Annotated in this window: 1 pseudogene; it reads left to right on the forward strand. The window is 44.3% G+C overall.

Annotated elements, in window-relative coordinates:
- Window positions 1–722 (forward strand): annotated as a pseudogene (locus AC58DT_RS15690) (HYR domain-containing protein); the annotation flags it as partial.

The raw sequence follows: 722 nt of genomic DNA on the forward strand, positions 1-722 counted from the left end.
ATTACCGCTGGTGGCGTTGGTGGAGGTTCCTCGGAAACTCTTAACGCTGGTTTCGCTGGCGGTAATGGAAACTTTGGTAATATGTTTGATGTAAACGCAGTTACCGATGTTACACTTGATTCTTTTGATATCAATGCAGACACAGGTGCTACATTTGACGTAGAAGTATATGCCAAAACAGGTACTTGGGTAGGTTTTGAAGCAGATCCTTCTGCTTGGACTTTGATAGGTACTGCATTAGCTGTAGTTTCAAATGGAGATGGCGTAGCAACACCCCTTAACCTGACACTTGATTATGCAATGGCTGCAGGTGAAACACACGCTTTCTATGTAACTCCTACTGATTTCTCTACCGGTGGTCTTAACTATACCAATGGAACTGGAACAGGAAACGTTTGGGCATCAGATGCAAACATTGAGTTCCTTGAAGGTGGAGCGAGAGGATATCCTTTCTCTGGAAGCACATTCCAGCCACGTGTATTTAATGGGAACATTCATTATACTACCGGAGGTGGTTCTGGTCTTGACTTTACTTGCGCTGACCTGGGCGAGAACATCATTGAGGTTACCGTTACCGACGACAGTGGAAACTCTTCTACCTGTATGGCAGTGGTAAATGTGATTGATAACATTGCACCTGTGATTACCTGTGGTCCTCCTGTGACTACTGTATCAGAAACAGTAGATTTTGAAGGTAGCTCTATACCTTCTGGATGGACTAC

The organism is Aequorivita sp. CRS11 (assembly GCF_059693805.1).